The 22,167-nt window shown below is 64.0% G+C and carries 20 protein-coding genes and 2 riboswitches; of the genes, 14 read left to right on the top strand and 6 right to left on the bottom strand.

Features of this window, described 5'->3' with window-relative positions; translation table 11 throughout:
- Positions 1–231 (top strand): IS30 family transposase (locus A3AI_RS0125415; RefSeq protein WP_024518295.1); only part of this gene is annotated, 231 nt, incomplete at its 5' end.
- A 196-nt stretch (positions 232–427) separates the two neighbouring features.
- On the top strand, positions 428–1,396 hold the full coding sequence (locus tag A3AI_RS0125410; protein WP_156927935.1) for a TAXI family TRAP transporter solute-binding subunit: 969 nt from the start codon (positions 428–430) through the stop codon (positions 1,394–1,396).
- 80 nt (positions 1,397–1,476) lie between these two features.
- On the opposite strand, the gene A3AI_RS0125405 is transcribed toward A3AI_RS0125410, so the two are convergent.
- Positions 1,477–2,700 carry an ABC transporter substrate-binding protein gene (locus A3AI_RS0125405; RefSeq protein WP_024518293.1) on the bottom strand — a complete coding sequence of 408 codons (1,224 nt, stop codon included), beginning with the start codon at positions 2,698–2,700 and terminating at the stop codon, positions 1,477–1,479.
- 219 nt (positions 2,701–2,919) lie between these two features.
- On the opposite strand from A3AI_RS0125405, the gene A3AI_RS0125400 reads away from it, so the two are divergent.
- Positions 2,920–4,053, top strand: a complete 1,134-nt coding sequence (locus tag A3AI_RS0125400) for an FAD-dependent monooxygenase (protein ID WP_024518292.1) — start codon at positions 2,920–2,922, stop codon at positions 4,051–4,053.
- A 35-nt stretch (positions 4,054–4,088) separates the two neighbouring features.
- On the opposite strand, the gene A3AI_RS0125395 is transcribed toward A3AI_RS0125400, so the two are convergent.
- The 4 genes from A3AI_RS0125395 to A3AI_RS0125380 form a co-directional block, all read right to left on the bottom strand.
- On the bottom strand, positions 4,089–4,982 hold the full coding sequence (locus tag A3AI_RS0125395; RefSeq protein WP_024518291.1) for a substrate-binding domain-containing protein: 894 nt from the start codon (positions 4,980–4,982) through the stop codon (positions 4,089–4,091).
- 152 nt (positions 4,983–5,134) lie between these two features.
- Positions 5,135–6,757, bottom strand: coding sequence for an ABC-F family ATP-binding cassette domain-containing protein (locus tag A3AI_RS0125390; protein ID WP_024518290.1), 1,623 nt, complete (start codon positions 6,755–6,757; stop codon positions 5,135–5,137).
- A 111-nt stretch (positions 6,758–6,868) separates the two neighbouring features.
- Positions 6,869–7,492, bottom strand: coding sequence for a molybdenum cofactor guanylyltransferase MobA (gene mobA, locus A3AI_RS0125385; RefSeq protein ID WP_024518289.1), 624 nt, complete (start codon positions 7,490–7,492; stop codon positions 6,869–6,871).
- Positions 7,482–8,378 carry a formate dehydrogenase accessory sulfurtransferase FdhD gene (locus A3AI_RS0125380; RefSeq protein ID WP_024518288.1) on the bottom strand — a complete coding sequence of 299 codons (897 nt, stop codon included), beginning with the start codon at positions 8,376–8,378 and terminating at the stop codon, positions 7,482–7,484. The genes mobA and A3AI_RS0125380 overlap by 11 nt, the downstream gene beginning before the upstream one ends.
- Before the next feature lie 94 nt (positions 8,379–8,472).
- Here A3AI_RS0125380 and mobB point away from each other — a divergent pair, with 94 nt between their 5' ends.
- From mobB to A3AI_RS0125365, 3 genes are all read left to right on the top strand, one after another.
- Entirely contained in the window at positions 8,473–9,000 is a 528-nt protein-coding gene (gene mobB / locus A3AI_RS0125375; RefSeq protein ID WP_024518287.1) for a molybdopterin-guanine dinucleotide biosynthesis protein B, read from the top strand.
- Between the two features lie 63 nt (positions 9,001–9,063).
- Positions 9,064–10,317 (top strand): molybdopterin molybdotransferase MoeA, encoded by a 1,254-nt coding sequence (locus A3AI_RS0125370; protein WP_024518286.1) that lies wholly within the window; start codon positions 9,064–9,066, stop codon positions 10,315–10,317.
- Between the two features lie 7 nt (positions 10,318–10,324).
- Complete coding sequence (locus A3AI_RS0125365; protein WP_024518285.1) at positions 10,325–10,573, top strand: sulfurtransferase TusA family protein; 249 nt, start codon at positions 10,325–10,327, stop codon at positions 10,571–10,573.
- Between the two features lie 280 nt (positions 10,574–10,853).
- Here the strand turns inward: A3AI_RS0125365 and A3AI_RS0125360 are convergent, their stop codons facing one another.
- Positions 10,854–11,462, bottom strand: a complete 609-nt coding sequence (locus A3AI_RS0125360) for a cation efflux transmembrane domain-containing protein (RefSeq protein WP_024518284.1) — start codon at positions 11,460–11,462, stop codon at positions 10,854–10,856.
- 113 nt (positions 11,463–11,575) lie between these two features.
- Positions 11,576–11,637: riboswitch (Fluoride riboswitch) on the top strand.
- Between the two features lie 300 nt (positions 11,638–11,937).
- Here A3AI_RS0125360 and crcB (A3AI_RS0125355) point away from each other — a divergent pair.
- The 8 genes from crcB (A3AI_RS0125355) to fdhF all read left to right on the top strand — a co-directional run bounded on the left by crcB (A3AI_RS0125355) (position 11,938) and on the right by fdhF (position 22,064).
- Positions 11,938–12,324, top strand: coding sequence for a fluoride efflux transporter CrcB (crcB, locus tag A3AI_RS0125355; RefSeq protein ID WP_024518283.1), 387 nt, complete (start codon positions 11,938–11,940; stop codon positions 12,322–12,324).
- Between the two features lie 13 nt (positions 12,325–12,337).
- Positions 12,338–12,772 (top strand): fluoride efflux transporter CrcB, encoded by a 435-nt coding sequence (gene crcB / locus A3AI_RS0125350; protein WP_024518282.1) that lies wholly within the window; start codon positions 12,338–12,340, stop codon positions 12,770–12,772.
- A 3-nt stretch (positions 12,773–12,775) separates the two neighbouring features.
- Complete coding sequence (locus A3AI_RS0125345) at positions 12,776–13,117, top strand: DUF190 domain-containing protein (RefSeq protein ID WP_024518281.1); 342 nt, start codon at positions 12,776–12,778, stop codon at positions 13,115–13,117.
- 47 nt (positions 13,118–13,164) lie between these two features.
- Positions 13,165–13,225, top strand: a riboswitch (Fluoride riboswitch).
- A 104-nt stretch (positions 13,226–13,329) separates the two neighbouring features.
- Positions 13,330–14,547: a cation:proton antiporter gene (locus A3AI_RS0125340; protein ID WP_024518280.1), complete on the top strand. Its 1,218-nt coding sequence runs from the start codon at positions 13,330–13,332 to the stop codon at positions 14,545–14,547.
- Positions 14,548–15,408: 861 nt separating this feature from the next.
- Positions 15,409–17,064, top strand: a complete 1,656-nt coding sequence (locus A3AI_RS0125335; protein ID WP_024518279.1) for an OFA family MFS transporter — start codon at positions 15,409–15,411, stop codon at positions 17,062–17,064.
- A gap of 90 nt (positions 17,065–17,154) precedes the next feature.
- Positions 17,155–17,445: a hypothetical protein gene (locus tag A3AI_RS0125330; RefSeq protein WP_024518278.1), complete on the top strand. Its 291-nt coding sequence runs from the start codon at positions 17,155–17,157 to the stop codon at positions 17,443–17,445.
- Positions 17,446–17,598: 153 nt separating this feature from the next.
- Entirely contained in the window at positions 17,599–19,302 is a 1,704-nt protein-coding gene (locus tag A3AI_RS0125325) for an NADH-ubiquinone oxidoreductase-F iron-sulfur binding region domain-containing protein (RefSeq protein ID WP_024518277.1), read from the top strand.
- On the top strand, positions 19,299–22,064 hold the full coding sequence (fdhF, locus tag A3AI_RS0125320) for a formate dehydrogenase subunit alpha (protein ID WP_024518276.1): 2,766 nt from the start codon (positions 19,299–19,301) through the stop codon (positions 22,062–22,064). Before A3AI_RS0125325 ends, fdhF begins: the two co-directional genes overlap by 4 nt.
- The last annotated feature ends 103 nt before the right edge of the window (positions 22,065–22,167 follow it).

Here is a 22,167-nt window from a genome sequence, read left to right as displayed (position 1 = left end):
ACCAAGATCGATGTCTATTTCTGCGACCCTCGCTGTCCCTGGCAGCGCGGGTCAAACGAAAATACCAACAGATTGCTGCGCCAGTATCTTCCGCGTGGCATCGATCTGTCATTGTACAGCCAGGCCAAGCTCAGCGCGATCGCCAAGCAGCTCAATGAAAGGCCACGAAAGACCTTGCTCTTTCAAACCCCAGCTGAGAAGTTCGCAGAATGTGTTGCGGCGATCAGTTGAACCCGCCAGTCAAAGCGAGTGCTAAGAGGAAGGCGAGAGCGGACAAGGCGCGGCGCAACTGGGCGACCATTGGTTTCCCCCGATCATTTCTTCTTGATGGCCGCATGCTTTCATAAATCTTCGCCCTTGCCTACACGGCGCGTGCCGGCATGATCGGACATCTTGACGCGCGCGGGATGGAAAGCTGATGCTGAAGATGAAATCGACCCGGCTGTTGGTCGCTGCCTTGTTGATGTTGGCGGGCGCGGCCGCGGCAGAGGAGGGGAGCAGGGCTATTTCAAGGACCACGATCGTTCTGGGGACCGCTACGCCCGGCGGCGGCTTCCCGCTTTATGGCAATGCCTTCGCCGAGGTGATGAATGCCGCGGACGAAACGCTTGCGATCGAGCCGCGCAATACCAAGGGCAGCAACGAGAACATTCCGCTGCTGGAGCAGGACAAGCTCGACATCGGCCTCGTCGCCGGCGAGCCGGCCTATGAGGCGTTTCTGGGGATCGGCGGCCGTCCGAAGACCAATGCGAAGATCCTGACCGCGATCTATTCCTCGCCGGGCATGTTCGTGGTCCGCGCCGACAGCCCCTACAAGACCATTTCCGATCTCGTGGGACAGCCGGTCGCCTTCGGCGCCAAGGGCTCGGGCCTGCCGATCCTGTCCCGCTACATCCTCGATGGGCTGGGGCTGAAGCAGGATGAGGATTTCAAATCGATCTATCTCGACCGCGCCGGCGATGGCCCGGCCATGGTGCTCGACGGCCGGGCTGCGGCGCTGTGGGGTGCCGGCGTCGGCTGGCCGGGCTTTGCGGCGGTCGCCTCAAGCGCTGGTGGCGCCCGCTTCATCGCGCCGAGCGCCGATGAGATCGCGCGCATCCGCGCCAAGCACAGCTTCCTGAAGCCGCTTACCGTGCCGGCGAATAGCTATCGCGGCCAAACCGCGGCGATCTCCTCGGTCGGCTCCTGGAGCTTTGTGCTCGTGCGCGCGAGCCTGCCCGATGATGTCGCCTACCGTCTCGCGCGCACGCTGCATGGCGTGGAAGCGCCCTTCTGCCAGAAGCTCGCGCAAGCCTGCGAGACGACGGCGGCGAACACAGTCGCCGCAGCGCCTGACATCGCGCTGATCCATCCCGGGGTGTTGAAGTATTTCCGCGAGATTGGGGTGGCGAAGTAGTGCGAGACCAGCTCCTCCGTCATGGCCGGGACAAGCCAGGACAAGCCCGGCCATGACGCGTGGAGGTCGCTGCTACGCCGTCACTTCTTCACCATCGCACACGCCGGGTCCGGCGGGCCGAACGCATCATCGCCGGAGATCTTCGCGAGGATCTTGTAATAGTCCCACGGATATTTGCTTTCGTCCGGCTTCTTGACCTGGACCAGCCAGAGGTCGTGCACCATCAGATTGTCGTCGCGGAGCTTTCCGTTGCGTGCGAAGAAGTCCTCGATCGGCTTCTCGCGCATTTTCGCCGCGACCTTCAGGGGATCGTCGGTGCCGGTGTCCTGGATTGCCTGCAGATAGTGCATCACCGATGAATAGACGCCGGCCTGCCACATCGTCGGCATCCGGTTCATCTTGGCGAAATAGCGCTTGGACCATTCGCGGGTCTTGTCGTCCATGTCCCAGTAGAACGACGTCGTCAGCAATAGGCCCTGCGCCGCCTGCAGTCCGAGCGAATGGATGTCGGTAATCAGCGCGAGCAGCGCCGCCATCTGCTGGCCGCCCTTGAACACACCGAACTCCGCGCCGGTCTTGATCTCGTTCATGTTGTTGGGCGGGCCGGCTGCGATGCCGATGATCTTGGCCTTGGAGGCCTGCGCCTGCAGCACGAAGGAGGAGAGATCGGGGGTTGCCAGCGGCGGCCGCACCGAGCCCAGCACCTTGCCGCCATTGGCGGTGACGACGGCGGACGCGTCCTTCTCCAGCGAACGGCCGAAGGCGTAATCGTCGGTGATGAAGAACCAGCTGTCGCCACCGCGCTTCACCACCGCCTGCGCGGTGCCGACCGCAAGCGCGTGGGTATCGAACACCCACTGGATGGCGTAAGGCGAGCAGAACTTGCCGTGGAAATCCGCCGTGCCCGTCGAATGGGTGATGAACAGCTTCTTCTTTTCGTTGGCGATGTTCTGCACCGCAAGGCCGACGGCGGAGACCGGCACGTCGACGATCAAATCGACCTGCTCGGTGTCATACCAGCGCCGCGCGATGGCGCCGCCGATGTCAGGCTTGAGCTGGTGGTCGCCGACGACGATGCTGATCGGCTTGCCCAGCACCTTGCCGCCGAAATCGTCGATCGCCATCTGGGCCGCCGTCACCGAGCCCTGGCCGGTTGGCGTCGAGGCGGGGCCGTTCATGTCGGTGAGCACGCCGATCTTTACGACATCGTCGGAGATCTGCGCGCGCGCAGCTGACGCGGCGAGCATGGCTGCGGCAAACGCCGCAAAAGTGAACAGATTAGTGAACGGACTCCTCGCGACCATTCCAACCCCTCCCGGCATCCTGCGGCGCATTGGCCGTCATTGCTTGTCTTTTTCAATCGCATTCCCGCGGCCGCGTCAACGCATGCAGGGGCCCATGCGAAGCATCCGGCTACATATTTTGCAGTCAATCGCGCTATTATGCGCCGTCCGGCCCATCAAGCTCGCAACGGTAATAGCGAGCGACCGTCGGGGAGGAAAACGAAGGAGACGAGGAAGACAATGACGGCAAGACCTCTTCGCGTCGCGATTGTCGGCGCCGGCATGGGCGGTCTTTCGACCGCGGCGGCACTCAGGCTGATTGGCATCGACGTCACCGTCTATGAGCAGGCGTCACAATTTGCCCGGATCGGCGCCGGCATCCAGATCGGCTGCAACGCCATGAAGGTGCTGCGGCGGCTGGGGCTGGAGCAGATGCTGCGCGCGCAATCCTTCTATCCGCGCTCGTGGAACAACCGCGACTGGCGCACCGGCGATATCAAGTTCGACATGATCTTTGGCGAGAGCGCCGAAGCGAAATTCGGCGCGCCGTATCTGTTGGCGCATCGCGGCGACCTGCATGCGGCGCTCGCAAGCGCTGTGCCCGCCGAATGCGTCAGGCTCAACCACAAGCTGGTCGGCCTGGACGAGACCGGCGATGGCATGCGGCTGGTATTTGCGAATGGCGCGACGGCCACAGCCGACGCCGTGATCGGCGCCGACGGCGTGCATTCGACGGTCCGCGACATCCTGTTCGGCACCTCGGCCGTGAACTTCACCGGCCGCATCGCTTACCGCACGACTTATCCTGCTGCACTGCTTGGCGAGCACAAAATCGGCGATTGCACCAAATGGTGGGGCGAGGACCGCCACATCGTCATCTACTACGTCAAGCCGGACCGCAGCGAAGTCTATCTCGTCACCAGCCAGCCGGAGCCGGAGTTTCGCATCGAGTCATGGTCGGCCAAGGGCGATGTCACCGAACTGCGCAAGGCCTTCGCCGGCTTCGACCGCGAGGTGGAGCAGGTGCTGGCTGCTTGTCCCGACGTGCACAAATGGGCGATCGTCGATCGCGACGCGCTGCCGCGCTGGCGTGAGGGCAAGGTGACCCTGCTTGGCGATGCCTGCCATCCCATGACGCCCTACATGGCGCAAGGTGCTGCGATGGCGATCGAGGACGCCGCCGTGCTGTCACGCTGCCTCGACGGCGTCGGACCTGACGGCGTTGCAGACGCATTCCGCCGCTTCGAGGCAACACGCAGGGACCGCACGATGCGGGTGCAGGAAACGTCGCGCAGGAACATCTGGCTCAAGGAAAAGACCGACGCCGACTGGGTCTACGCCTACGATGCCTGGACAATCCCGCTCGCGGCGTGATGGCGCGTTGAGCTGCCAACAGGACTCACCGCGCCTCAAGCCGCGTAGCGAATCTGCCCCGCTTGCGTCGTGTCGTAGCCCGGAAGCTCGGCCGCGCGTTGCTTCAGCCGCTTGCTGCCGAGAAAACCGATCAGCGCCTGCATGGTGGGGCGGAAGAAGCTGCGCTGGCGCATCAACAGATCGAAATTCTCCCAGAGCAGGGGCACGAAATTGAGCCCGGCCCTATGGGCCGCGGCGCGGGTTGCGAGCCCGCAATCGGCATTGCCGGCGCTGATCGCGGCCGCGAGATCGGGGCCGGTAAGGCAGGGCGGCTCCAGCCGGTTGAGATCCTTCACCGAGGCGCCGATCCGGGCGAGCAGCTCCTCCAATAGCAATTGCGCGCCGGCACCACTCTGCCGCACGGCGATGGTCGCGCCGGCGGACAGCGCGTCTTGCAGACTCTGTAGCTTCTTCGGGTTGCCCGATGCGACCAACAGCCCCTGTTCGCGTCTGGCAACGCCGACCAGCACGGCGTCATGCAGGCCGGGGATTGCGCGCACCGCCGCGACGTTGGGATCGCCGTTCTCGTTGCCGCTGAGTTCATCGCCATGGAAATGGACCGCGGTGGCGAGTACTTCGCCGCGTGCGAGCCGATCGACGCCGCCCATGGTGCCTTCATTGAGCGAGGCCAGCGCTGAACCGGACTCGCGCAAGGCCCATTCCAGCAAGTCGTCCTGGCTGCCCCCGACGATCGGCGCCGGATCGGCCGCCATCATGCCGGCCGGCCGGGCCAGCCCCGAGAGCACCCAGACATCCAGCTCATGGCGCGGGAACAGCCACTTGCCCGTCACCTTGCTGCAGGGAATGGCCCCCGACGTGACAAGCTCATAAAGCTTCCGCTCACCGAGCCGGAGGTAGTCCGCGGCCTCACTGGTGGTCAAGAACTCCATTCTGCATATCTATGCATATTCTTGTTTTTGTTCAAATTGGTCGGCGGCGGAGGGAAAATTTGCCGCAGGGTGCCGACAGAAGCCGATCGTGTCGTCCGCCCTGCTGTGCCGGAGCGACGGCCGTTGGCCGGCCGTCCGGGCGCCCCGTCCGCTCAGCTATGCAGCCCCGGCGCCTCGTGGCCGGTGCGCGCGACATATTCGGTGTAGCCGCCGCCGTACTGGTGAATGCCCTCGGGCGTCAGTTCCAGCACGCGGTTGGAGAGCGCGGCGAGGAAGCGGCGGTCGTGGGAGACGAACAACATGGTGCCCTCGAAGTCCGACAGCGCCGTGATCAGCATCTCCTTGGTCGCCATGTCCAGATGGTTGGTCGGCTCGTCCAGCACCAGGAAGTTCGGCGGGTCGTAGAGCATCCTTGCCATCACCAGGCGCGCCTTCTCACCGCCTGACAGCACGCGGCATCGTTTCTCGACGTCATCGCCGGAAAAACCAAAGCTGCCGCAAAGCGCGCGCAAGCTGCCTTGCCCTGCCAGCGGAAACGCCGCTTCCAGCCATTCGAACACGGTGGCCTCGCCGTCGAGCAGGTCCATGGCATGCTGCGCGAAATAGCCCACCTTGACGCTGCCGCCGATTGTCACCGTGCCGGTCTCGGGCTCCACGGACCCCGTCACCAGCTTCAGCAGCGTCGATTTGCCGGCGCCGTTCACGCCCATCACGCACCAGCGCTCGCGCCTGCGGATCTGGAAGTCGAGCCCTTCATAGATGCGCCGCGAGCCATAGCTTTTGTGCACGTTCTTCAGGCTCGCGACGTCCTCGCCGGAGCGGGGCGCCGGGGGAAAGTCGAAATCGACCGTCTGCCGCCGCCGTGGCGGCTCGACCCGGTCGATCTTCTCGAGCTTCTTGACCCGGCTTTGCACTTGTGCCGCGTGCGAGGCGCGCGCCTTGAAGCGCTCGATGAACTTGATCTCCTTGGCGAGCATGGCCTGCTGGCGCTCGAATTGCGCCTGCTGCTGCTTCTCGTTCAGCGCACGTTGCTGCTCGTAGAATTCGTAATTGCCCGAATAGGTCGCGAGCTCGCCGGCGTCGATCTCCAGCACTTTGGTGACGATGCGGTTCATGAACTCGCGGTCATGCGAGGTCATCAACAGCGCGCCTTCGTAACCTTTCAGGAATTGCTCCAGCCAGATCAGGCTTTCGAGGTCGAGATGGTTGCTCGGCTCGTCCAGCAGCATCACGTCGGGGCGCATCAGCAGGATCCGCGCCAGCGCCACGCGCATCTTCCAGCCGCCCGAGAGGTTGCCGACGTCGCCCTCCATCATCTCCTGGCTGAAGCTCAAGCCCGCCAGCACCTCGCGGGCGCGGCCCTCCAGCGCATAGCCGTCGAGCTCCTCAAACCGCGCCTGCACCTCGCCATAGCGGGCGATGATCTCGTCCATCTCATCGGCGCGCTCCGGATCGGCCATCGCGGCCTCCAGTTCCCTGAGTTCCGCGGCGACCGTGCTCACCGGCCCTGCGCCGTCCATCACCTCGGCGACCGCGCTACGGCCGGCCATCTCGCCGACATCCTGGCTGAAATAGCCGATGGTGACGCCGCGATCGACCGAGACCTGGCCCTCGTCGGGGAGGTCCTGGCTCGTGATCATGCGGAACAGGGTGGTCTTGCCGGAGCCGTTCGGGCCGACCAGGCCGATTTTTTCGCCCCGCTGGAGCGCCGCGGAGGTCTCGACGAAGAGGAGCTGATGGCCGTTCTGCTTGCTGATGTTATCGAGGCGAATCATGGGACTTTTGGCGCGCGGCGGGGGCAGGAGGAAAATTGCTGCGCTGCACTTAGCCTATGTGGCAGGACCAAGGAAGGGAAATCAAGGGAAGGGAAATCAGGGGAAGGGAAATCAGGCGCCTTCGTCCAGCGCCGCGAGCCGCTCGGCCTCGGCGATATCCTCGACCGTATTCGCATTGAAGAACGGATCGACCGGGGTGACCGGCCAGGTCACGGTGGCGAGCGGATAGCGCGCGGTCCAGCGGTCGATCTTGCGGATGTCCTCCTTGACCAGCGCGTGACGCAACTCGTCGCGCAACGCGACCTTCCATAGACCGATGACAGGGTGCGACTGTCCGTCGGAGGCGGCGACCGCCAGCTCGGAATTTTCCTGTTTGCGCGCAGCGTCCAGTCGCGCCACCAGGTCGCGTGGCAGGAACGGGCAATCGGCGGCCGCGCTCAGCACATGCGTCACATCGGGACGGTTCGCTGCCGCCCAGTCGAGCGCGGCCAGGATGCCGGCCAGCGGCCCCGGAAAATCCGGAACGCCGTCGGCGATCACGGGCAGGCCGAACGCGGCAAAGCGGGCTGGATCGCCGTTGGCGTTGAGGATCAGGCGATCGCACTGCGGCTTTAGCCGTGCAATCACGCGCGCCAGGATGGTGCGGCCTGCAATGGTGCGCATCGGCTTGTCGCCGCCGCCCATGCGGCGCGCGAGGCCGCCAGCGAGCAGCACGCCGGGAACATTACTCGTCATCGCGGCCTTCACCCTTGCGCCGGTGACGCGCGGATTCCTCTTCGACATAAGCGAGGTTCTGGTCGTAGACGATGCGCTCCTCGCCTGACAACGCGATGAAGCGCTTGCCCCGCGTGCGCCCGACCAGCGTCAATCCCACCTGCCGCGCAAGCTCCACGCCCCATGCGGTGAAGCCCGAGCGCGACACCAGGATCGGAATTCCCATCCGGACCGTCTTGATCACCATCTCCGACGTCAGCCGTCCCGTGGTGTAAAGGATCTTGTCGCCGGCCGTGACGCCATGGCGGAACATCCAGCCCGCGATCTTGTCGACCGCGTTGTGGCGGCCGACATCCTCGGTGTAGCACACCGGCTCGCCCTCCTTGCACAGCACGCAGCCGTGGATCGCGCCGGCCTCGAGATAGAGCGAGGGCATCGTGTTGATGGTTTGCGTCATCTGGTAGAGCCAGGAGGTGCGCAACTCCGCCTTCGGCAACGCGACGCTCTCGACGGCTTCCAGGAGATCGCCGAACGCCGTGCCCTGTGCGCAGCCCGAGGTCTGCGTGCGTTTCCTCAGCTTCTGCTCGAAATTGGTGTGATGCGCCGTGCGCACTACGACCACCTGGAGGTCGTCGTCATACTCGACCTCGGTGACGATGTCGTCGTATTTGAGCATGTTCTGGTTGAGCAGATAGCCCAGCGCCAGATATTCCGGATAGTCGCCGATCGTCATCATGGTGACGATCTCCTGGGCGTTGAGATAGAGCGTCAGCGGCCGCTCCATCGGCACGTTGATCTCGACCTTCGCCCCGGTCTGGTCGGTGCCTGACACGCGCTGGGTCAGCCGCGGGTCTGCCGGATTGGGCAGGATCAGGGGCACCGGCTGCTTTTTGTCGATCTTCATCATGTTCCGACCTTAGCATGACAAGGCGGCAAGACCGATATAAAGCACATTGGCAACAAGCCTAGCCCAGTTCCCGGCGATGGCTGCGGAGAATGAGATGAAAGTGATCGGACTCGCAGGCTGGAGCGGCGCCGGCAAGACGACCTTGTTGACGCGCGTGCTTCCGGTGTTCCGCGCACAGGGCCTGCGCGTGTCCGTGATCAAGCACGCCCACCACAAGTTCGACATCGACGTTCCCGGCAAGGATTCCTGGCGCCAGCGCGAGGCCGGCGCGGAGGAGGTGCTGGTCTCCTCGACCAACCGCTGGGCCCTGATGCACGAGCTGCGCGGCGAAGACGAGCCGCGGCTGCCCGAGCTGCTGCAGAAAATGACTCGCGTCGATCTCGTCGTGGTCGAGGGCTACAAGTCCGAGCCGCACCGCAAGATCGAGGTGCATCGCGCGGCCAACGGCAAGCCGTTTCTGTTCCCGGACGATCCCGGCATCGTCGGCGTTGCCAGCGACGTCGCGGTTGAAACGCGGCTGCCGGTGGCCCATCTCGACGATATTCCCTCGGTTGCCGCATTGCTGCGACGATCGGCGATTTCGCTCGATGATGTGCTGTCGATGAGTGCAGCGGAAAGCTGAGCATGATCCGGAAAGGCGGGCGTCGGTTTTCCGAAAAGATCATGCTCAAGGAATAGAGGTCACATGGCGCAGCTTTCCGACGACTGCTTTGCCTTTGGCGGGCCGATGATGTCGGTCGACGAGGCCGTCGGGATCATTGCCGCGCGCGTGACACCGGTCGCCGAGGTCGAGATCGTGTCGCTTGCCGAAGCCGACGGCCGCGTGCTGGCGCGAGATCTTGCGGCGCCGCTGCCGCTGCCGCCCTTCACCAACTCCGCCGTCGACGGCTACGCGATCGCAAGCCGCGACCTGCCGCGCGAGGACGCGCGCGGCTTTCCGCTTGCCGGCCGCGTGCAGGCCGGCGCCACCGCGAATGCCGCACCGCCCGGCCATGCGGTGCGCATCTTCACCGGCGCGCCGATGCCGGAGGGCACCGACACCGTGTTCATGCAGGAGGACGTGCAGGTCGACGACGCCGGCGGTGTCGTGCTGCCGGCCGGCCTCAAGCCCGGCGCCAATGTCCGCCCGGCGGGCGAGGACATTGCGGAAGGCGCTGTCGCGCTAAAGACCGGCCAGCGCCTGCGGCCGCAGGATGTCGGGCTGGCCGCGGCCTTTGGCCTCACGGAGCTCGCGGTGGTGCGGCGGCTCCGCGTCGCGGTGTTCTCCACCGGCGACGAGCTGGCATCGCCCGGACAGGCGCGCGCCGCGCCGCAGCTGTTCGATTCCAACCGTTTCATGCTGCTGGCGATGTTGAAGCGGCTTGGCTGCGAGGTGAGCGATCTCGGCATCCTGCGCGACGACCGCGCCTCGCTCGCCGACGGCCTGAAGCAGGTGGCCTCCCGCCACGACCTCATTCTCACCACCGGCGGGGTCTCCACCGGCGAAGAGGATCACGTCAAGGCGGCGGTGGAGAGCATCGGCAAGCTCGTGCTGTGGCGGATGGCGATCAAGCCCGGCCGCCCCGTCGCCATGGGCATCATCGACGGCGCGCCCCTGATTGGGCTACCCGGCAATCCCGTGGCGAGCTTTGTCACCTTTGTTCATGTGGTGCGGCCGACGGTGCTCGCGCTGCTCGGCGCAAGACCCGCGCCGCTCATCCCGATGCCGGTCCGTGCCGCCTTCGCCTACAAGAAGAAGGCGAGCCGGCGCGAATATGTCCGCGTTTTCCTGCGCCGGCGCGAGGATGGCGAGCTGGAAGCGCAAAAATTCCCCCGCGAGGGCGCGGGACTCCTGTCATCCCTGGTCGAGACCGACGGGCTGGTCGAGCTTGTTGAGGGCGTGACCAAGGTCGAACCCGGCGCGATGGTCGGCTTTCTCGGCTATGCCGACCTGCTCTAGGACCCCCATGACCACGACAAAGCTCGATCTCACCGGCCTGAAATGCCCGCTGCCCGCGCTGAAGACGCGCAAGGCGCTGAAGTCCGTCAAGGCAGGCGATTTCCTGGAAGTTCACTGCACCGACCCATTGTCGGTGATCGACATTCCGAACCTGATCCGCGAGACGGGCGACAAGGTGGAGATCACCGAACGCAACGACAATCGCATCGTTTTCCTGATCGAGAAAATGGATGAGAAGTCGAGTCTTCACGCTTGAAGCGAAAGAACTTTCCGATCACGGGATTTTGCTTGAACGGCTTCAAATCAAGAATGTGATTTAACTCTCACTTCTTGGCGTCTCGCGCTCCACTTGAAGAAGCGGAAGCGGCTTGTCAGCGGCTGGAGACACCAGACGAGGTCGCTCGCGTTGGGCCGCAATGTGATCGCCTTCCCAGCGATCACGTCGCCAACATGCCGGGCAAGGTTTAATATTTCGTATGCGGCAGTGCGGGATAGTGCAGGGCTGGGCTGCACGAACCTGGCCCTCGGATCATGCTTTAGCTGCGCGCCGCCTTGTGCTCCTCATGTGCCGCTTCCCAGACCTCGCGCGCCGCATCCGCATTCATGATGGCAATGCCGACGCCGACGATGAGGTCGGGCCATGCCGAGTGCCAGAGATAGGCCGTCACTGCGCCTGCCGCGATGATGGCGATATTGGCGATGGTGTCGTTGCGTGCCGACAGGAAGGCCGCTTTCGTCAGGCTTCCGCTGTGGTCGCGAAATCGGGCAAGCATCAGCGCGCAGCACAGGTTCACCGCCAGCGCCCCGAGGCCGGTCAGCGTCAGCGGGAGCGGAGCGGGCGGCGCCAGCGTCAGCAGCTTCTGCCAGGCAGTCCAGAGCCCGGCTGCCGCTGGCGCGAGCAGGATCAGCGCCAGCAGCATGCCGAGCCGGGCGCGGCGCACCGCGCTCCAGTTCAGGCCAACCGCGATCAGCAGATTGATCGAGGCGTCTTCCAGGAAGTCGACGCTGTCGGCAAACAGCGACACCGAGCCGATCGCAAGCCCCACCGCGAACTCGATGCCGAAATAGGCGCAGTTGAGTGCCGCGACCAGGATCACAGTCCGGCGGAGTGACCGGTCATGGTCGGCAACGGTCGATGCCTGCATATGTCCTCGCGACGAACGCGGGCGGTGGCTTCCTGGCCCGCGCCGCCCTCTATGCGGGATTTGCGCCTGTGACGCTATTGCGCGATTTCGCCGCTTCCACTAACGTTTTGCCATCATTGGATGGGGATGGGGTTCCCCCGATAACCGCCGCAAGGCTGATGACTCCTGCCAGGCGCTGTCCGCGTCGGTAGGAGCTTGTCCAAAACTCCTTCGCGCACACGCAACTGGATCAAGTGCGGCACGGTCGCAATGCGCGGCCGCGCGTGGAGGTGTGTAATGGTTGTGACCGGGAATTATCGGGCGCGCAAAGTGGAGCGTGCCCGCCATTTGCGGGGACGAACGTTGCGGTGCGCAGGCCGCTTGCGCGGCTTTTCTCACCCTACGAGACGCCTGCGTAGAATTGCGACTGGTTTGCTTGTTGCCGGCTCGCCTATCTTCGCGCCGGACGCCAACCCCTGAACGGGCCCTTCGCCACATGATCAGCGGTTTCATCAGCGTGACGCTTGGCAGTGTGCTGGGCGCGGTCGCGCGCTATTTCGTGTCAGGCTTCGTGGCGCGGCGCGTCGGCGAGACGTTTCCTTACGGCACGCTCCTGATCAATGTCAGCGGCGCGTTTGTCATCGGCATTTTCGGCGATCTCGCGCTGGACAGCACGTCGCTCTTCGCAGAGCCCGATCCATGGCTGTTTGCCGTGACCGGCTTTCTCGGCGCCTACACCACCGTTTCCTCCTTCAGCCTGCAGACGCTTGCGCTGGCGCGCGACGGGGAAGGCACCCGGGCTGCGCTCTATGTTGCACTGTCGGTCGGGCTGTCGCTTGCGGCAGCTTCGCTCGGCTTCGTCCTGGTCGATGCCGTGAAATGAAGTGGACACGACAATGACGACCACGAGCCAAGCCGCGTCGAACGCCCGGACCACGGCCATTCTCTATGCCTGCGTTGCTGCAGGTGGTGTGCTGGGTAGCCTTGCGCGCTATATTGCTGCGCTCGTCATCCCTGTCGTGTCGGGCTTTCCATGGCCCACTTTGTTCGTCAACATTACCGGCTCCTTCATCATTGGCTTCTACGCGACGCTGAGCGGGCCGGACGGCCGCCTGTTTGCGAGCACCCGGCAGCGTCAATTCGTGATGACCGGCTTCTGCGGCGGCTATACCACCTTTTCATCCTTCAGCCTCGAGACGGTCCGACTGCTGCGCGCGGGCTCCGAACCCACGGCGCTGATATATATCGCGGTGTCGGTCATCACCTGGCTCGTCGCCGTCTGGCTGGGCTATGTGCTGGCAAGCCGCCTCAATCGATTGAAAGGGAGCTGAGACATGCAAATTCCGAAACAGGCCGTGCTGCTCCGGATCTTCATCGGCGAGGACGACAAGTCGGGCGGCACGCCGCTCTATGAGGCCATCGTCATGAAAGCGCGCGAGATGCATCTGGCCGGCGCGACCGTGCTGCGCGGGCCCATGGGGTTTGGCGCCTCCAGCCGGCTGCACACGACAAAAATCCTGCGCCTGTCGGAGGACCTGCCGCTGGTGATCGAGATCGTCGACAGCGAGGACAAGATCGACCGCTTCCTACCGATGCTGGACGGCATGATGTCGAGCGGCTTGATCACGCTGGAGAAGGTGCAGGTCCTGCAGTACGGAACCAAGGCTGCGAGCTGATGCCGCCCGCTTCGGCCTTGTCATTGCCGCCGGGAGGGCTAGAATCGCCACTCGACGGGGATGGAGTCCCCCAAAACCGCCGTCAGGGCTGATGACTCCTGCCAACGTGCTTCACGCGCGCGCAGGAGGACTTCGATGGTCGACCATCAGCCGGCATTCCCAAATTGCGTCACATGTGATTTTGGCCGGGCTCTTTTCGGAAGGAGCACGCCATGACCAGCGTCTGGGCATTGGCCGCCCTGTGGCTCGGCCTCGCATTGATCGCGAGCTTGTTGTCGATCTGGCTCAGGATTTCGACCGCGCTCTCCGAAATAGTGGTCGGAACCATTGCGCAACTGATCATCGGCGCGATGATCGGCCAGACCGTGCTCGGCACGGACGAATCCTGGATCAAATTCCTCTCCGGCATCGGGGCGATCGTGCTGACCTTTCTCGCCGGCGCCGAGCTCGATCCCGCCGTCTTCAGGCTGAAGTGGAAGGAGGCGGCCGCCGTCGGCCTTGCCAGCTTCTTCTTCCCGTTCCTCGGCTGCGCCGCCGCCGCGCATTTCATTCTCGGCTGGCAGATCATGCCGAGCTGGCTCGCGGGCGTCGCGATGTCGACGACCTCGGTCGCCGTGGTCTATGCGGTGATGCTGGAATTCGGCTTCAACCGCACCGAATACGGCAAGACGGTGCTTGCCGCGTGCTTCGTCACCGATCTCGGCACGGTGGTGGCGCTGGGCTTGATCTTTGCGCCGTTCACTATCAGGACCGTCGTTTTCCTCGTCGTTGGCGTCGTCGTCTTCATCGTGCTGCCTTGGTTGACGCCGCGCTTCTTCAGGCTCTACGGCAACCGCCCTTCCGAGCTCGAGACGAAATTCCTGTTGCTCTGCCTGCTTGGCATGGGCGCGCTCGCCGGCTGGGCCGACAGCGAAGCGGTGCTGCCGGCCTATCTCATCGGCATGGTGCTGGCAGGAACGGTCGGCAAGGACCATGCGCTGATCCGCAGGCTCCGAACGCTGACCTTCGGTCTGCTGACGCCGTTCTACTTCATCCGCGCCGGCTCGTTCGTCTCGATACCTTCCTTGATCGCCGCCCCCGCGGCATTTCTGTTCTTCCTCGTGATCAAGATCGCGACCAAGATCGTCGGCGTCTATCCCGTCACGAAAGTCTTCGCCGCGCCCGACCGCGAGGCGATGTACACGACCTTGCTGATGTCGACGGGGCTGACCTTCGGCACCATCTCATCGCTGTTCGGATTGTCGCACGGCATCATCGATCAGAAACAGTATTCGGCGCTGGTCGCGACCGTGATCGGCAGCGCTGTCATTCCAACGCTGATCGCGAATGCCTTCTATTTGCCACGACATCTGCTGCCGCGTCTGGAAACGAAGGAGACCGACATCGGCAAGCAACCGATCGGCGTCATTGCATCGGATCAGGCCGAATAGCAGCGTGCGCGGCCCCTGGTTATGCGCCCTGGCCTTGGCTGGGCCACAAGCGATGGACATGCGGCACGGTCGCGGACGGCGAAATCGCGTGGTCCCGGCGCGCCCGTGCAGGCGCCAAATTGTCGCAGGGCCCCAAAGGCTTTGCGAGAATGACAGTGGCAAACGCCGGTTCACTGGGGAGAGCGCGTATAAGCCGTAAACCATCGCGCAGGAAAGGCCGGTGTGATCACCGCCGTACCTGTGGTCTTCGTGCTCGCGCAAATGTCTTTTGCGCGAGGGCCCCGGGTGCAGCGGCCACCCGGCCTTCCTGCGCCCTCCCGACAGGAGCGGTTTTGCCTAACTAACAGCTCGGTCGTGTTGCGTCGCGGGAATGCGAACCGCTGTCTTGATTGGCAAATCGAATTGCCTGATTGATAAACTCGATGCGATACGCACATCGCCTCGACGCGGCAGCGATGCTGCCTTGTTCTTGCCGAAGTTTTGCCATGCGTGCTCTGCAAGACAGAAACCTCCTGCAGCGATGCACTGCACTCTCCTGCAGGTCACGACCTTTTGCCTATCGACAAAGGCCGGCTTCTGCCCCAATCGAATTGACACCGCGAAGTGGCGGAGGTTGAGTCGTGCCTTCGATGCAAGTCGTCGGCGATCAGGCAGAACAAGGGATCGTGCAGCGGCGGCAGGCAGTGGAGTGGGCGCCCGAAAGGGCGCCTGGTGTGACGGCTCCGAAATGCGCTTTCTCGGCCCCGGCGTATTTTGCGAGGATTGTGCGAAGCAGCGAAGTGTTGCGCACAGCCGTGAGGAGCTTGACGACGGGGTCTATGGGCATGCGCTGCCGAGGGGCGGCTGCCAGGGGAGGAATTTATGGCGACTGCTGATACGGCCGGCTCGATGTCCGGCGCCGGCGCAGGTATCCTTGATCGCGAGCACACGATTGCGAAGGCGGGCTTCAACCGTTGGCTGGTGCCACCGGCCGCGCTGTGCATTCATTTGTGCATTGGTATGGCCTACGGGTTCTCCGTGTTCTGGCTGCCACTGTCGCGCGCGATCGGACTCACGGCCCCAAAGGCCTGTCCGGACATCTCCCTGTGGCAGGAACTGTTCACCACCAGCTGCGATTGGCGCGTCGCCAGCATGGGCTGGATGTTTACACTGTTCTTTGTCGTGCTCGGCGTCTCCGCCGCGATCTGGGGTGGCTGGCTCGAGCGCGCTGGTCCGCGCAAGGCGGGCGTCGTCGCCGCATTGTGCTGGGGCGGCGGCCTGATCATCGGTGCGTTCGGCATCTATGTGCACCAGCTGTGGATCATGTGGCTTGGCTCCGGCGTGATCGGCGGCATCGGCCTCGGCCTCGGCTACATCTCGCCGGTGTCGACGCTGATCAAATGGTTTCCCGATCGCCGCGGCATGGCAACCGGCATGGCGATCATGGGCTTCGGCGGCGGTGCCATGATCGGCGCGCCGCTTGCGGACCTCCTGATGAATTACTTCAGGACGCCGACCTCGGTCGGAGTCTGGGAAACCTTCGTCACCATGGGCGTGATCTACTTCGTCTTCATGATGATCGGCGCTTTCGCCTATCGGGTGACGCCGGCCGGCTGGCAGCCTGATGGCTGGACGCCGCCGAGCGAAAAGAAGACGATGATCTCCGAGCATCATGTCCATCTCGACAATGCACACAAGACGCCGCAGTTCTGGCTGATCTGGTGGGTGCTGTGCTTGAACGTTTCCGCCGGCATCGGCGTGATCGGCATGGCTTCTCCGATGTTGCAGGAAATCTTCGCTGGCAAGCTGATCGGGCTGCCCAATGTGGCCTTCAGCCAGCTTTCGGCTGACCAGAAGACGGTGATTGCCGGGATCGCCGCAGGCTTCGCCGGCCTGCTGTCGCTGTTCAACATCGGCGGCCGCTTCTTCTGGGCCTCGCTGTCGGACTATATCGGCCGCAAGAACACCTATTACACCTTCTTCATCCTCGGCATCGTGCTCTATGCGTCGGCGCCGACCTTCGCCGCAATGGGCTCGAAGCTTCTGTTCGTGCTCGGCTTCGGCATCATCCTGTCGATGTACGGCGGTGGCTTTGCCACTGTGCCGGCCTATCTTGCCGACATGTTCGGCACGCAGTTCGTCGGCGCCATCCATGGCCGCTTGCTGACCGCGTGGTCGACCGCCGGCATCATCGGTCCTGTCGTCGTGAACTATATCCGCGAGTTCCAGCTCGCCGCCGGCGTGCCGCGTGATCAGCTCTACAACACCACCATGTACATCCTCTGCGCGATGCTGGTCGCGGGCCTGATCTGCAATTACCTGGTCAAGCCGGTGAACCCGAAATGGTACATGAACGAGGCTGAGGTTGCGAAGCTGCAGGCGGCGAGCGCCAAGAGCCAGGCTGGCGTCCAGCACGGCTCGTTCGGCATCGGCAAGGGCGGTCTCGATCTGTCCGCCGCTTTGTTCTGGCTGTTCGTCGGCATCCCCCTCGCATGGGGCGTATGGAAGACGCTGGTGAGCGCGGCCAAGATCCTGTAACCGTAGCTCCCTTTTTGGGAGGGCGCGCCGGGTGCGCGTCCTCCCGGCGCTTTTGATCTAGAATTTTCAAGAAGAATTCAGGGGGATTTCATGCTTCGTACCATAACATGCCTCACCGCCGTAGTGATCCTGACGGTGCATCTGCAGGGAACTTCGGCCCAGACGACATCAGCACCTACGGCAACGGCCGCGCCCGCGGCCAGCACCGAGGCCAAGCCGTCATCACGGATCAAGCTGAGCGTTCAGAAGTTGAAGGAGATGAAGGCCAAGTGGAGTGCCAACAGGCCCAAGCTGAAGGCCTGTCGCCATGAGGTCAAGCAAAAGGGCTTGGTGGGTGACGACCGCTGGTTCTACATCTCGGACTGCATGGACAGAACTTGACCGAACCGAAAGGTCCGGAAGCTCGCGCAAAGGGGTTGGCGCTGACACCGCCTGCCCCTTTAAATCGTTATAGTAGCATCCTTATTTCCTATTGGCGCGTGGCATACCAGGAGTTAGGCTCGTTCTAAGAGACGTAAGGAGCGGAATGCATCCATGAACCAGGACGTGCACAAGGTCCGCACCTTCGAACATCCCGGTGAAGGCCGCAGGCGGGCCAAGGCGACACCCAAGGGCCGCCAGGTGGATCCGGTCGCGGCCGAAGAGGTCAAACAATTGCTCGGCGACCGGCCGCGGCGGCGCGACCTCCTGATCGAGCACCTGCATCTGATCCAGGACACGTACAAGCAGATTTCCGCCGCCCATCTCGCCGCACTTGCCGAGGCGATGCGGCTGTCTTTCGCCGAAGTGTTCGAGACCGCGACCTTTTATGCCCATTTCGACGTGGTGAAGGAGGGCGAGCCCGACATTCCGCCGCTGACCATCCGGGTCTGCGATTCCCTGACCTGCGCGATGCTCGGGGCTGAGACGCTGTTGGCCGATCTGCAGAGCAAATCGGGTCCCGGCATCCGGGTGGTGCGCGCGCCTTGCGTCGGCCGCTGCGACACCGCGCCCGCCGCGGAGGTTGGCCATAACTTTGTCGACCATGCCACCGTCGCCAACGTGCTTGCCGCGGCAAAGGCCGGCGAGACTCACGCGCATCCGCCCGCCTATATCGATTACGCGGCGTATATCGCGGACGGCGGCTACAAGCTGCTGCGGCGGCTTCGTTCGGGCGAGACATCCAAAGAAGATGTGCTCAAGGCGCTGGACGATGCGAGCCTGCGCGGTCTCGGCGGCGCGGGCTTTCCGACGGGACGAAAATGGCGCGCCGTGCTGGGCGAGCCCGGTCCGCGGCTGATGGCGGTCAATGGCGATGAGGGCGAGCCCGGCACCTTCAAGGACCGCTACTATCTCGAACGCGATCCGCATCGCTTCCTGGAAGGGACGCTGATCGGCGCCCACATCGTCGAGGCGAGTGATGTCTACATCTATCTCCGCGACGAATATCCAGCAGCCCGCGAGATCCTCGAACGCGAGCTTGCAAAACTTCCGCCCGATGGCCCGGTGCTGCACATGCGCCGCGGCGCCGGCGCCTATATCTGCGGCGAGGAATCGTCGCTGCTCGAGAGCATCGAGGGCAAGCGCGGCCTGCCGCGGCACAAGCCGCCTTATCCGTTCCAGGTCGGCCTGTTCGGTCAGCCGACGCTGATCAACAATGTCGAGACCTTGTGGTGGGTGCGCGACCTCGTCGAGAAGGGGGCGGCCTGGTGGACCGCCCAGGGCCGCAACGGACGTCATGGATTGCGCAGCTATTCGGTGTCCGGCCGCGTCAAGAATCCGGGCGTCAAGCTTGCGCCTGCCGGGGTCACCGTGCGCCAGCTGATCGACGAGTTCTGCGGTGGCATGGCCGATGGCCACAGCTTCTACGCCTATCTGCCGGGTGGCGCGTCTGGCGGCATCCTGCCGGCATCGATGGACGACATCCCGCTCGATTTCGGCACACTGGAAAAATACGGCTGCTTCATCGGCTCGGCTGCGATCGTGATCCTGTCGCAACAAGACAGCGTGCGTGGCGCGGCGCTGAACCTAATGCGCTTCTTCGAGGATGAAAGCTGCGGCCAGTGCACGCCCTGCCGGGTCGGAACGGAGAAGGCGGTGAAGCTGATGGAACGGCCGGTCTGGAATCAGCAATTGCTCGAACAATTGGGCCAGGCGATGCGAGACGCGTCGATTTGCGGTTTGGGCCAGGCGGCCTCCAATCCGCTAACCTCCGTGATCAAATACTTCCCCGACGAGTTCAAGGACGCAGCCGAATGACGAAGATTCAGTTCGAACTCGACGGCAAGCAGGTCGACGCCAAACCTGGCGAGACCATCTGGCAAGTGGCAAAGCGGCAGGGACAGGAGATCCCGCATCTGTGCTATTCGCCGGCGCCGGACTATCGCCCCGACGGCAATTGCCGCGCCTGCATGGTCGAGATCGAAGGCGAGCGCGTGCTCGCTGCCTCCTGCAAGCGCACGCCAACGGTCGGCATGAAGGTCAAAACCGCAAGCGACCGTGCGGTTGCGGCGCAGAAGATGGTGATGGAGTTACTCGTCGCCGACCAACCGGCGCGCCAGACCTCGCACGACCCCGATTCGAAATTCTGGCATTGGGCGGAGAGGACCGGCGTCACCGAGAGCCGGTTCCCCGCGGCCGAGCGCTGGCAGACGGATGCCAGCCATTCGGCGATGCGGGTCAACCTCGATGCCTGCATCCAGTGCGGCCTCTGCGTGCGCGCCTGCCGCGAGGTGCAGGTCAACGACGTCATCGGCATGGCCTATCGCAACCATGGCGCCAAGATCGTGTTCGACTTCGACGATCCCATGGGGGAATCGACCTGCGTCGCCTGCGGCGAATGCGTACAGGCCTGTCCGACCGGCGCTCTGATGCCGGCGGCGCTTTTGGATGAGAAGCAGACCCGCACCGTCTATGCCGACCGCAAGGTCGATTCACTCTGTCCCTATTGCGGCGTCGGCTGCCAGGTGACCTACCAGGTCAAGGACGAAGAGGTGATTTATGCCGAGGGCCGCGACGGCCCGGCCAATCACAACCGGCTCTGCGTCAAGGGCCGCTTCGGCTTCGATTACATCCATCATCCGCATCGGCTGACCAAGCCGCTGGTGCGGCTGCCGAATGCGAGGAAGGACGCCAACGACCAGGTCGATCCGGCCAATCCCTTCACGCATTTCCGCGAGGCGAGCTGGGAAGAGGCGCTCGACATCGCTGCCAAGGGTCTCGTCGCGATCCGCGACCAGCACGGGCCGAAAGCACTTGCCGGCTTCGGCTCGGCCAAGGGCTCCAACGAAGAGGCCTACCTGTTCCAGAAGCTGGTGCGCACCGGCTTCGGCTCCAACAATGTCGATCATTGTACGCGGCTGTGCCATGCCTCCTCCGTCGCGGCGCTGACGGAAGGGTTGAATTCGGGCGCGGTGTCGGCGCCGTTCTCGGCGGCGATGGATGCAGAAGTGATCATCGTGATTGGCGCCAATCCGACGGTCAATCACCCCGTCGCCGCGACCTTCATCAAGAACGCAGCCAAAAACGGCGCCAAGCTGATCGTGATCGATCCACGGCGGCAGACGCTGTCACGCCATGCCTACAAGCATCTCGCCTTCAAGCCGGGCTCCGACGTCTCGCTTCTTAACGCGATGATCAACACCATCATCACGGAGGGGTTGACCGACGAGCAATATATCGCCGGTTACACCGAGGGCTACGACGAGCTGAAGGCCAAGATCAAGGACTTCACGCCAGAGAAGATGGCGCCGATCTGCGGCATCCCGGCGGAGACTTTGCGCGAAGTGGCGCGGCTCTATGCACGCTCGCGTGCCTCCATCATCTTCTGGGGCATGGGCATCAGCCAGCATGTGCACGGTACCGACAATGCGCGCTGTCTGATTGCGTTGGCGCTGATCACCGGCCAGGTCGGCCGTCCCGGCACAGGCCTGCATCCGCTGCGCGGTCAGAACAACGTGCAGGGCGCCTCCGACGCTGGCCTGATCCCGATGTTCCTGCCGGACTACCAGCCTGTTGGCCGTGACGACATGCGCTCGGCCTTCGAGAAGCTCTGGCAGAAGGAGCTCGATCCGGAGCGCGGGCTCACCGTGGTGGAGATCATGAATGCGGTCCATGCCGGCGAGATCCGTGGCATGTATATCGAGGGCGAAAACCCTGCAATGTCCGATCCCGACCTGCAGCATGCCCGCCAGGCGCTGGCGATGCTCGAGCATCTCGTGGTGCAGGATCTCTTCGTCACCGAGACCGCCTTCCACGCCGATGTGATCCTGCCGGCCTCCGCCTTTGCCGAGAAGGCCGGCACGTTCACCAACACCGACCGTCGCGTCCAGCTGGCGCGCGAGGTGATCAAGCCGCCCGGTGATGCGCGCCAGGACCTCTGGATTATCCAGGAGATCGCCAGGCGCATGGGGCTGAACTGGAATTACGACGGCCCGGCCGACGTCTACACCGAGATGGCCTCGCTGATGCCGTCCCTCAACAACATCAGCTGGGACCGTCTGGTGCGGGAAGGCGCGGTGACCTATCCGGCCGACGATCCGGGCAGGCCCGGCAACGAGATCATCTTCACCACGGGTTTTCCGACCGAGAGCGGGCGCGGCAAGATCGTGCCGGCGCATATCCGTCCGCCCGACGAAGTGCCGGACGCCGAATATCCCATGGTGCTGTCGACGGGGCGTGTGCTCGAGCATTGGCACACCGGCGCGATGACCCGGCGGGCCAGCGTGCTCGACGAAATCGAGCCCGAGGCGGTCGCGTTCATGTCGCCGAAGGACATGCGGCGCATGAAGCTCATGCCCGGCGATTTCATCCGGCTGGAGACGCGCCGCGGCGCGATCGAGGTCAAGGTCCGCGCCGACGGCGACGTGCCCGTGAACATGGTGTTCATGCCGTTCTGCTACGCGGAAGCGGCGGCCAACCTGCTGACCAACCCCGCGCTCGATCCATTCGGCAAGATTCCGGAGTTCAAGTTCTGCGCGGCGCGGGCCGAGCGCGTTGAGATGCGCACGGCGGCGGAATGATCTCGGCTCGCATGCGTAACGTCAACGGGCTGGCTGGGGGCCTTGTTGTTGGGGGCCTTGCTGTTGGCGGCCCTGGGGCGTCCGGCGCGAGGGCATAGGCGTC

The organism is Bradyrhizobium sp. Tv2a-2, assembly GCF_000472425.1.
Classification (GTDB): domain Bacteria; phylum Pseudomonadota; class Alphaproteobacteria; order Rhizobiales; family Xanthobacteraceae; genus Bradyrhizobium.
Note: the sequence above shows the minus strand (reverse complement) of the source record. Positions and strands in the feature narration are given on the sequence as shown.

What these genes read in the sequence shown, in the direction of transcription:
- crcB (WP_024518282.1), top strand. Translation starts at nt 12,338, where the DNA reads ATGACGACCACGAGCCAAGCCGCGTCGAACGCCCGGACCACGGCCATT.
- A3AI_RS0125370 (WP_024518286.1), top strand. Translation starts at nt 9,064, where the DNA reads ATGGCGCAGCTTTCCGACGACTGCTTTGCCTTTGGCGGGCCGATGATG.
- A3AI_RS0125325 (WP_024518277.1), top strand. Translation starts at nt 17,599, where the DNA reads ATGAACCAGGACGTGCACAAGGTCCGCACCTTCGAACATCCCGGTGAA.
- crcB (WP_024518283.1), top strand. Translation starts at nt 11,938, where the DNA reads ATGATCAGCGGTTTCATCAGCGTGACGCTTGGCAGTGTGCTGGGCGCG.
- A3AI_RS0125390 (WP_024518290.1), bottom strand. Translation starts at nt 6,757, where the DNA reads ATGATTCGCCTCGATAACATCAGCAAGCAGAACGGCCATCAGCTCCTC.
- A3AI_RS0125365 (WP_024518285.1), top strand. Translation starts at nt 10,325, where the DNA reads ATGACCACGACAAAGCTCGATCTCACCGGCCTGAAATGCCCGCTGCCC.
- A3AI_RS0125410 (WP_156927935.1), top strand. Translation starts at nt 428, where the DNA reads ATGAAATCGACCCGGCTGTTGGTCGCTGCCTTGTTGATGTTGGCGGGC.
- mobB (WP_024518287.1), top strand. Translation starts at nt 8,473, where the DNA reads ATGAAAGTGATCGGACTCGCAGGCTGGAGCGGCGCCGGCAAGACGACC.
- A3AI_RS0125380 (WP_024518288.1), bottom strand. Translation starts at nt 8,378, where the DNA reads ATGATGAAGATCGACAAAAAGCAGCCGGTGCCCCTGATCCTGCCCAAT.
- mobA (WP_024518289.1), bottom strand. Translation starts at nt 7,492, where the DNA reads ATGACGAGTAATGTTCCCGGCGTGCTGCTCGCTGGCGGCCTCGCGCGC.
- A3AI_RS0125360 (WP_024518284.1), bottom strand. Translation starts at nt 11,462, where the DNA reads ATGCAGGCATCGACCGTTGCCGACCATGACCGGTCACTCCGCCGGACT.
- A3AI_RS0125335 (WP_024518279.1), top strand. Translation starts at nt 15,409, where the DNA reads ATGGCGACTGCTGATACGGCCGGCTCGATGTCCGGCGCCGGCGCAGGT.
- A3AI_RS0125330 (WP_024518278.1), top strand. Translation starts at nt 17,155, where the DNA reads ATGCTTCGTACCATAACATGCCTCACCGCCGTAGTGATCCTGACGGTG.
- A3AI_RS0125340 (WP_024518280.1), top strand. Translation starts at nt 13,330, where the DNA reads ATGACCAGCGTCTGGGCATTGGCCGCCCTGTGGCTCGGCCTCGCATTG.
- A3AI_RS0125400 (WP_024518292.1), top strand. Translation starts at nt 2,920, where the DNA reads ATGACGGCAAGACCTCTTCGCGTCGCGATTGTCGGCGCCGGCATGGGC.
- fdhF (WP_024518276.1), top strand. Translation starts at nt 19,299, where the DNA reads ATGACGAAGATTCAGTTCGAACTCGACGGCAAGCAGGTCGACGCCAAA.
- A3AI_RS0125395 (WP_024518291.1), bottom strand. Translation starts at nt 4,982, where the DNA reads ATGGAGTTCTTGACCACCAGTGAGGCCGCGGACTACCTCCGGCTCGGT.
- A3AI_RS0125405 (WP_024518293.1), bottom strand. Translation starts at nt 2,700, where the DNA reads ATGGTCGCGAGGAGTCCGTTCACTAATCTGTTCACTTTTGCGGCGTTT.
- A3AI_RS0125345 (WP_024518281.1), top strand. Translation starts at nt 12,776, where the DNA reads ATGCAAATTCCGAAACAGGCCGTGCTGCTCCGGATCTTCATCGGCGAG.